Origin of the sequence: Pseudomonas sp., assembly GCF_030698175.1 — a bacterium.
Taxonomy (GTDB): Bacteria; Pseudomonadota; Gammaproteobacteria; order Pseudomonadales; family Pseudomonadaceae; genus Aquipseudomonas.
In genome coordinates this window covers 1-9377 of the sequence record NZ_JAUYNT010000036.1, presented here as the reverse complement: position 1 = coordinate 9377, position 9377 = coordinate 1, and the positions used below count along the sequence as shown (strand labels likewise).

Below are 9377 nucleotides of genomic sequence, written 5' to 3'. Positions count from 1 at the left end.
ACAGGATCAAACCACCACCCTGTCAGCCCGGCGCATTCTACGCAGATTTCGCTGCTTTGCAACCCCTCATTTAAAGCTAACTTCTTGTTTTACAAGGAGTTTTACGAGAGGTCTACGCCGTAAGAGGTGCGCATTATAGGCTCTCAGATTGACACGTCAAGGCTTAATTGCAGCAGAGCAACAATCCGTATGCCGTAGCTATATAGAGGGTATCTATATAGCTACGGCATACGGGGGGCCAAGCCCTAGAAGACTTGGCCCTTGGCGGCCTTCTCCAGCAACAAGGCTGGTGGCTCAAAGCGCTCGCCGTACTGCTCAGCCAGGTATAGGGCGCGGGCGATGAAGTCCTGCAGACCATATTGGTTAATGAACTGCAGGGCGCCGCCACTCCAAGCAGCAAAGCCGATACCGAAAATAGAACCGATATTGGCATCCGCGGTTGATAGCAGTACGCCCTCTTCTACACAGCGCACCGTTTCGATGGCCTGAATAAACAGAATGCGGTCACGCACATCGATTTGCGGGATTTGCGCCTCGGCTTTCTCAAAGCGCGCCTTTAGCTCAGGCCACAGGTGTTTCTTGCCGCCAATTGGATAGTCGTAGAAGCCTGCATTGGCGGCCTTACCTGGACGCTTGTACTCGTTGAGCATCAGCTCAATCACGGCGTAGGCCGGATGCGCGGGTAACTGCTCGCCCTCAGCCTGCAGATCTTTAATGGCTTGCTGACGAATATGACTCATCAGGCTCATCGACACCTCATCTGAAATCGCCAAGGGGCCAACCGGCATCCCGGCCTTGCGCGCCTCATTCTCGATCATCGCAGCATTAACGCCCTCGCCGAGCATGGCAATGCCTTCATTAGTGAAGGTGCCGAATACCCGCGAAGTGAAGAAGCCACGGCTGTCATTGACCACTATCGGGGTCTTCTTGATCTGCATCACGTAGTCAAAGCCACGCGCCAGGGTCTCATCGCTGGTCAACTCGCCCTTGATGATCTCCACCAACGGCATTTTGTCGACCGGGCTGAAGAAGTGCAGGCCGATGAACTTGTCTTGCTTCTGCACCGCACTCGCCAAGCCGGTAATCGGCAATGTTGAGGTGTTGGATGCAATCACCGCATTACTTAGCGCGCAACGTTCAGCCGCCGCTGTGACATTGGCTTTTAGGTCACGATCTTCGAATACCGCCTCGATGATCAGATCGCAGCCGGAAAAGCTGGTTTCTTTGTCGGTCGGTTGAATGCGCGCAAGGATACTGTCGCGCTTTTCCATGCTCATATGGCCGCGGCTGACTTTCTTATCGAGCAACTTAGCGGAATAGGCTTTGCCTTTCTCGGCGCCTTCCATGCTCAGGTCTTTCAGCACCACCTCTATACCTGCCACGGCAGACACATAGGCAATCCCCGCGCCCATCATGCCGGCACCGAGCACGCCGACTTTTTTGGTCACATAAGGGGCGAAGCCTTTAGGACGTGAGCCGCCGGCATTGATTTCATTGAGCTGAAACCAGAAGGTACCAATCATGTTCTTCGCCACCTGGCCGGTGGTGAGTTCGGTGAAGTAGCGGGCTTCGATTAACTGCGCGGTATCAAAATCAACCTGAGCGCCTTCCACCGCCGCACAGAGGATTTTCTCCGGTGCAGGGAAACAGCCCTTGGTCTTGTCGCGCAGTACTGAGGGGGCAATCGCCAGCATCTGCCCGACGGCAGGCGTGGACGGTGTGCCACCGGGAATCTTGTAGCCTTTAACATCCCAGGGTTGCTGCGCCGCTGGATTAGCGACAATCCAAGCGCGCGCCTTGCTGAGCAAATCGTCACCATCAGACGCCAGCTCATCAATCAAGCCGGCCTTAAGCGCCTCTTGTGGACGGATCTTCTTGCCTTCCAGCAAGTACGGCAGGGATTTTTCCAACCCGAGGATGCGCACCATCCGCACTATCCCACCACCGCCTGGCAGCAGGCCCAGAGTTACTTCCGGCAAACCGAGCTGCACGCTGCTGCTATCCAGGGCAATGCGATGGTGACAGGCCAAGGCGATTTCCCAACCACCGCCCAGCGCGGCACCATTAATAGCGGCCACCACGGGCTTGCCCAAACACTCCAGGCGCCGCAGTTGGCCTTTGATATTCAGGATCATGGCGTAGAACTGCGCAGCGTCGGCCTTGGTGACCTTGATCAACTCATTCAGATCGCCGCCGGCGAAGAAGGTCTTCTTCGCCGAAGTAATGATCACCCCTGCGATTGAGTCCTTTTCGGACTCCAGGCGCTCAACGGCTTTGCCCATGGCAACGCGGTACTCGGCGTTCATGGTGTTGGCGCTTTGGCCGGGCATGTCCATGGTCAGAACGACGATATTGTCCTGGCCTTTTTCGTAACGGATGGCGTCAGTCATCTTCAGGCTCCGGCCTCAAACACGTTCAATAATGGTTGCAATGCCCATACCGCCACCCACACAGAGGGTAGCGAGGCCATAACGCAAGTTACGTTTTTCCAGTTCATCCAGCAGCGTGCCAAGAATCGCGCAGCCGGTGGCGCCCAGCGGATGGCCCATGGCAATCGAGCCGCCGTTGACATTGACCTTGTCCTCGCTGACGCCCATGTCCTTCATAAATTTCATCACCACCGAGGCGAAGGCCTCGTTGACTTCGAACAGATCGATGTCATCGACATTCAAACCGGCTTTAGCCAGCGCCTTGCGGCTGGCCGGTGCGGGGCCGGTGAGCATGATGGTTGGGTCGGTGCTGGTCACGGCGGTGGCGACGATGCGGCCGCGGGCTTTCAAGCCGAGTTCGCGGCCCTTGGCCTCGGAGCCGATCAGCATCAGCGCGGCGCCATCGACTATCCCTGAGCTGTTGCCCGGCGTGTGCACGTGATTGATCCGCTCGACATGGGAATACTTGCGCAGCGCGCTGGCGTCGAAGCCCATCTGCCCCATCATTTCAAAGCTCGGCTTGAGCGAACCCAGACCTTGCAGTGTCGACTCGGCGCGAATGAACTCGTCGTGATCGAGAATCAGAATGCCGTTCTGGTCGGTGACCGGCACCAGCGACTTATTAAAAGAGCCATCGGCGCGGGCGCGGGCGGCTTTTTGCTGTGAGCGCAGGGCGAAGGCATCAACATCTTCGCGGCTAAAACCTTCCAGCGTGGCGATCAAATCCGCGCCAATGCCTTGCGGCACAAAGTGGGTGTGCATATTAGTGGCTGGGTCCAGCGCCCAGGCGCCGCCATCCGAACCCATGGGAATACGCGACATCGACTCGACGCCACCGGCGACGACCAGGTCTTCAAAACCCGAGCGCACCTTCATGGCCGCCAGGTTGACCGCTTCCAGTCCCGAGGCGCAAAAACGGTTGAGCTGCACGCCAGACACCTGCTCATCCCAATCCGCCACCAAGGCCGCGGTTTTGGCGATATCGGCGCCCTGATCACCGACCGGCGTCACGCAGCCGAGCACGATGTCATCGACCTGGCTGGTGTCTAGCGCATTACGCACCCGCAAGGCCCTGAGCAGCCCGGCAACTAGATCAACGGGCTTGACGCTGTACAGCGCGCCGTCCTTTTTTCCTTTGCCGCGGGGCGTACGCACCGCATCAAAAATAAATGCTTCGGTCATGGCGTCCTCTGATCTGAGCGAATGATGGTATCGGTTGCACTGTGGGCCACGGCCGACAGAGATGATTGTGAGTCGCCTTACCTTAACCGCACCAGCGCAAGGCTCAATGACCTAAATGCTCAGGCCCATTGACCACTGAGCTCAGACCAATGGTCATGCCCTATGCGGTATCCGGATAATCCACGGCAATGCGTCTAGGCCGCACACCCGCGCCGAAGAGTGCGCTGAAGGAATAGCCACTCACTCCTAAAGCGCAAATTATTGTGACAAACGCATCTAAGGCCGAGAGCATCGCCCCCTAGAGTTTGAAAGGTAGGGTGCCGTCACAAGCCACTGCTTGGATGGTTTTTGCGGAAGTGCCAATTGCAGGATACCGACATCAACGCGTGCGGCATGCGCAGATAGTCGGCTCGGCACAATAAGAATAAAAGGCAGTAAAACATGCAAAATTTAGCGAAAGTTCGTCAAGCGAGCCTGATCATGTTTGCCACAGCAGTAGTGCTGATCTTGCCCAATCTCAGCCACTTAGTCGGCTAATCAACAGGCTGCGGTTACTGCTCAGCCGTTCACGCAGCAACCGCAGCCAGCCGGCTTTAACAGGCCGTTGAAAAACTGCAGACAGCCCGGGGTGTAATGATCGGTGTGGGTCAAAATTAAAATGTCAGTCATGGTTTCCTCCGGCCCACAGTGTGCAATAAAAATTACAGGCGGGTCGAGGGAGGAAACTAACCTTGTGCGGCGGGTCATCGAGTAAAGCTGTCGGTAGGCAGTGCGCGGCCCGTCTAGTAGCGTCCGGGCAACTCAGGTGAGGACGCACCAGGTTCCTGAGTCACGCCCCAACCATCGGCGATTCCGCCAAAGGGCAGCACCAAGGCTTCAAGGGCGTGTTCAAAATCTTCAATCGCCGCGTGGCTGGCATGCATGACCTTGCTTACTTGCAGATACCAGCTGCCGTTGGCGCGCACATACACCTGGGTATTGAGCGACTCACCGCGAAACAGTTGGGCGGCCCGCTGCGCCGGTGCCTGTGCGGGAAACACCACATAAAAATCGATGGCATGGATGCGGGCAAAGTCGAAACCACCCTCCTTCATCCGCAGCAACAGGTTGCGGCTGCTGCTCTCTGCTGCGCTTACCGTCATCGTCATACGCTGGCCCGCCGGTTAATAGCGCGCAATCAACCACGCGCCCTTAAAGCCTAGCTCCTTTAGCCCTGCTGCGGTCATTTGCAGACCAACGCGCGCTTTAGACCAATAGTTATGGGCGACTCAGCCAGCCCATGATCCAGCGCGTCAACCAGACAGGGGAAAACTGCGCCGAGCCGTACATCAGTTTGAACAGCGCACTGATGGGCCTATGCACTTTGGCGCTCTGCGCCTGCTGCCAGACCGCCATGGCGATTTGCTCGGCACTCAGGTTCACCCCCAGACGGCGCAGCGCCGGTGGCAGAAAAGTCTGGCCGCTGACCATCGGGGTGCGCACGAACGGCGGCATCAGATCACCGACCCGAATGCCATGTTGGCGCCACTCCAGATCCAGCGCTTCGGTCAACCCGCGCACGGCGAATTTGGAGGCCGAGTAACTGGCCATATGGGGCGTGCCATAGAGCCCCGAGGCCGAGCCCATATTGATCACCTGAGCATCGGGCGTGACCTTCAGATAGGCAAAAGCCGCGTGAGTCATCTGCAACAAGCCCAGCACGTTGATCTGCAGAATGCGCGCGTGCTCGGCCAGCTCGATGCTCTCGAAACAGCCAAAGCGCAGAATCCCGGCGCAGTTGAACAGCAAGCGCAGCTGGCCGTTGTGCAGGGCGGTAAAGTCCTTTAGCGCCTCGTGCACCGCGCCCGTATCGGCGACATCCATTTCCGCATGCCAGACGCCGCCCAGTTCGGCCGACAAACTGGCCAGGGCGGCGTGATTGATATCCAGCAAACCCACCTGCCAGCCATGGGCGTGAAACAACCGCGCGGTCGCCGCACCGATGCCGGAAGCCGCGCCGGTGATCAGGATATTGTTCATCTCAAAACCCCTGGACCCGCAAAAAGCCGATCACCCGTGCCATGGCAAAATCCGCCGCTTTCAGCAGCCCGACGTGGGCCTGAAATACATGCCAGAGACCCGGATAAACCTCCAACAGCAGATTTACCCCGGCGGCCTTGGCGTGCTCGGCAAAACGCCGGCTGTCGTTGAGCAGCAATTCATCGGTGCCGACCTGGATCAGCGTCGGCGGCAAGCCACTGACATCGGCATACAGCGGCGACAGGCGCGGATCTTGCTGCTCCATGCCCGGCGGGCAATAGAGCTTGATTGCCTGCTCCATCCAGACCGGGTTGAGCAGCGGATCGCCCGCCGGTGGGTTATGCAGTTGCCGCAAACTGAAATCGGTTACCGGCGAGAAACACACCAGCGCCCCCGGCCTTGGCAAACCCAGCTCCTGCAGACGCAGCGCGGTAATCAGGGCCAGATTGCCGCCAGCCGAGTCACCGCCAATGACAACCTGCTCAGCCCGATAACCCGCAGCCAGCAACTCCTGATAAGCCGCCACGGCATCCTCCAACGCGGCCGGATAGCGATGTTCCGGCGCCAAGCGGTAATCCAGGGCACAGACCGCCAGGTTGCCGAGTTTGGCCAGCGCACCGGTAATGGCCCTGTGGGTGGCCGGCGAACCAATCAGATAAGCCCCGCCATGCAGGTATAAAAACACCCGACCGCCGTCGTCCGACGGCCGCTGCCATTCACACGGTCGCCCGCCAATAGTCGAACTGGAGCGCGTAATACCACGGGCCGCCACGCTGAGTGTAAGCAGGCGCAAAATTCCGCGCTGCAGCGCAATCGGGGTTGGCGGGCGCACAAGGCTGCAAAAAAGTAACCGCAGCGTCCCACGCAACACGCCGAGCAGCAGCGGCTGGGTCAAGGCTGGCGGGGTAAAATCAACGGGTGCATTCATAGTCGGCAAGCTCCAGGTGGCGGGTTTGCTGGCGGTAAGTAAAGGTGAAGCCCGGCCAGTTGTTGGTGTTTTTACCGGCAGCATTCTTGTACCAGCTGTTACAGCCCTGCTCCCAGATCGAGTGACGAATTACCTGCTGCAAATGCTGATTAAAGCGCTGCTGTACCTGCGGTTTAACATCCATATAGCGCAAGCCAGGTTGCTCGAGGGTCTGCAGGCAATTGAGCACATAGGCAAACTGACTCTCGAGCATATAAAGAATCGAGTTGTGCCCCAGGTTGGTGTTCGGCCCGTAGAGCATAAACAAGTTGGGAAAACCGCTGACGCTGATGCCCTTGTAAGCTTCGGCGCCATCGCGCCAGGCCTGGTTCAAATCGAGACCATTGAGGCCCTTGATCTGCATCGGCGCGAGAAAGTCGGTGGCAGCAAAACCGGTGCCGTAAATCAGCACATCAACCTCGCGCTCACGGCCATCCTCAGTCACCACGCCGCGCTCGGTGACCTCACGAATGCCGCTATTGATGACCTCAACATGGGCCTGGGCCAGTGCCGGAAAGTAGTTATTGGAGATCAGGATGCGTTTGCAGCCCAGCGGGTAGTCCGGCACTAACTGACGCTGTAACTCGGGGTCGGTAATGGCGCTGGCCAGGTGACGGTGAAAGCTCAGCTTGAACAGCTTCATCAGCGCCGGAAAATGAATAAAAGCCAAGGCGCGGACTTCATGCTGCACATACTTGAGGCCGCGATCGAGTTGCTGCAACCACGGCAGTCGCGTCAGCAGCGCCAACTCCCAAGCCCGATAAGCTCGGTCCGGCTTGGGGATCACATAGGCGGCGCTGCGTTGAAACAGGTACAGCTGCGCAACCTTGGGGACTATTTCCGGCACGAACTGAATGGCACTGGCGCCGGTGCCGATCACCGCCACGCGCTTGCCGGCCAGCTCAACCTCATGCTGCCAGCGCGCCGAGTGAAAACGCTCACCGCTGAAACTGTCCAGCCCCGGGATACGCGGATAGGCCGGCCGATTCAGCTGCCCGCAGGCACTCACCAAAGCCAGCGCACGGTAGTGGCGACCATCGATGCAGTGCACCTGCCAAACCCCGGCCACTGCATCGAACTCGGCACTGGCCACTTCGGTGTTGAAACTGATTTGCGCCGCCAACTCGTGCTTGCTCACACACTGCTGGATATAGGCAAAGATCTCCGCCTGCGGGGCGAACTTGCGGCTCCAGTCGGTCTTGGGCTCGAACGAAAACGAATACAGATGGGACGGCACATCGCAGGCTGCGCCGGGGTAGCTGTTATCGCGCCAGGTACCGCCGACTGCGCAGGCTTTCTCAAGCAGCAAAAAGCTCTCGATGCCGCATTGTTTCAACCGGATGGCCAAGCCAACACCGGCAAATCCGGCGCCGATAATCAGCACACGCAACGGCGTGTCGGTTGCCGCAGTTACAGGGGGATTATTAGTCATTATTTGCTCCCAATACCGCCAAGCGGATCGCCCCATACTACCTAGCCGACGCGCTTGAGGTTATGGCATAGTCGGCCATAAATTGTGAATTGCGGACAAAATGTCGAACAAAGCCCCCAACCATTGGCCCCTGCGCCGCAGCGGCATCAGCGCGCAGTTACTGACCCAGTTTGGCCTCGATCAAGGCCTGTCGGTTCAGCACTGCCTGGCGGGCACCGGCTTGAGCCTGCAACAACTGGCCGAGCCCGGCAGCGAAATCGATGCCGCACAAGAGCTGGCGCTGATTGGCAATCTGGTGGCCGCCCTCGGCGCGCAACCCGGCATCGGCCTCAAGGCCGGCCAGCGCTATCACCTGAGCACCTACGGCATTTGGGGCTTTGCCATGCTCAGCAGCCCGACCTTTCGCAGCGCCGCCAGCCTCGGTTTGCGCTACCTCGACCTGACCTACGCCTTCTATGGCATGCGCCTGGAGGAGCACGGCGATGAGGTGCATCTGCTGTTCGAGGACCGCGGTATTCCCGCCGAATTACGCGCCTTTATTCTGGAGCGCGACAGCGCCGGCATGCTGAGGATTCAGCGCGACTTGCTCGGCCAACACCTGCCGTTGACCCGCGTCGACTTATGCCTGCCGCGCCCGGCGGACTGCTCCTGGTATACCGACAGTTATGGCATCGAACCACGCTTTGCCCAGGCCGATAATCGCTTCGTATTGCGCCAAGAGCTACTCGACCAACCGCTGCCCGGCGCCAACCAGCAAGTGGCCCAACACTGCGAAGAACAGTGCCATGCGCTACTGAGCAAACGCCGCGAACGCTCAGGATTAGCCGGGCAAATTCGTGCCCGGCTGCTCAGCACTCCCGGACGCTTGCCAGACATGCAGGAGCTTGCCCAACAGCTCAACCTCAGCTCACGCACCCTGCGCCGCCGTTTGCTGGATGAAGGTTCGAGTTTTCGCCTGCTCTTGGAAGAAGTTCGCCAAACACTGGCCGAAGAATTACTGGCCATCGGCGGCCTGAGCTTGGAGGAAATAGCCGAGCGTTTGGGCTATGCCGAGGTGTCGAATTTCATCCACGCTTTCAAACGCTGGAAAGGCCTGCCGCCCCACCAGTATCGCCAGCGCCGAGGTGCGGCATTTTGAGCATTCAGCTCAGCGCCGGTATGTGCTAGGGTCTGTTGCCATTTCATTCGCGGCCGCGCCGGAGCCTGTTTTTGCGCGAGGCAAGGCACGAGGAGCGCGGTTTGGTTGTTCCAAATGAGCGACGAGAAACGCCGTCTCGCGCAAAAACAGGCCCGGCCCTTCGGGTTGCGCGAGAAATGGCCCCCGCTGTTGTTGCAGGACTTGGCAAGG

At 58.8% G+C, this 9377-nt stretch carries 7 protein-coding genes; 1 reads left to right on the top strand and 6 read right to left on the bottom strand.

Features of this window, described 5'->3' with window-relative positions; all coding sequences use genetic code 11:
* Nucleotides 1-245 precede the first annotated feature (245 nt).
* The 6 genes from Q8R10_RS18555 to Q8R10_RS18530 all read right to left on the bottom strand — a co-directional run bounded on the left by Q8R10_RS18555 (nucleotide 246) and on the right by Q8R10_RS18530 (nucleotide 8029).
* On the bottom strand, nucleotides 246-2390 hold the full coding sequence (locus Q8R10_RS18555) for a 3-hydroxyacyl-CoA dehydrogenase NAD-binding domain-containing protein (RefSeq protein WP_305655400.1): 2145 nt from the start codon (nucleotides 2388-2390) through the stop codon (nucleotides 246-248).
* Between the two features lie 15 nt (nucleotides 2391-2405).
* Nucleotides 2406-3611 carry an acetyl-CoA C-acetyltransferase gene (locus Q8R10_RS18550; protein WP_305655399.1) on the bottom strand — a complete coding sequence of 402 codons (1206 nt, stop codon included), beginning with the start codon at nucleotides 3609-3611 and terminating at the stop codon, nucleotides 2406-2408.
* 782 nt (nucleotides 3612-4393) lie between these two features.
* On the bottom strand, nucleotides 4394-4753 hold the full coding sequence (locus tag Q8R10_RS18545) for a ribonuclease E inhibitor RraB (RefSeq protein ID WP_305655401.1): 360 nt from the start codon (nucleotides 4751-4753) through the stop codon (nucleotides 4394-4396).
* Nucleotides 4754-4868: 115 nt separating this feature from the next.
* Nucleotides 4869-5630 (bottom strand): SDR family oxidoreductase, encoded by a 762-nt coding sequence (locus Q8R10_RS18540; protein WP_305655398.1) that lies wholly within the window; start codon nucleotides 5628-5630, stop codon nucleotides 4869-4871.
* 1 nt (nucleotide 5631) lies between these two features.
* Nucleotides 5632-6558: an alpha/beta hydrolase gene (locus tag Q8R10_RS18535; protein WP_305655397.1), complete on the bottom strand. Its 927-nt coding sequence runs from the start codon at nucleotides 6556-6558 to the stop codon at nucleotides 5632-5634.
* Nucleotides 6542-8029, bottom strand: a complete 1488-nt coding sequence (locus Q8R10_RS18530) for an NAD(P)/FAD-dependent oxidoreductase (protein WP_305655396.1) — start codon at nucleotides 8027-8029, stop codon at nucleotides 6542-6544. Before Q8R10_RS18530 ends, Q8R10_RS18535 begins: the two co-directional genes overlap by 17 nt.
* 100 nt (nucleotides 8030-8129) lie before the next feature.
* Here Q8R10_RS18530 and Q8R10_RS18525 point away from each other — a divergent pair, with 100 nt between their 5' ends.
* The gene (locus Q8R10_RS18525) at nucleotides 8130-9167 is read left to right on the top strand and encodes an AraC family transcriptional regulator (protein ID WP_305655395.1); all 1038 of its coding nucleotides are present in this window, start codon (nucleotides 8130-8132) and stop codon (nucleotides 9165-9167) included.
* Nucleotides 9168-9377: the final 210 nt, after the last annotated feature.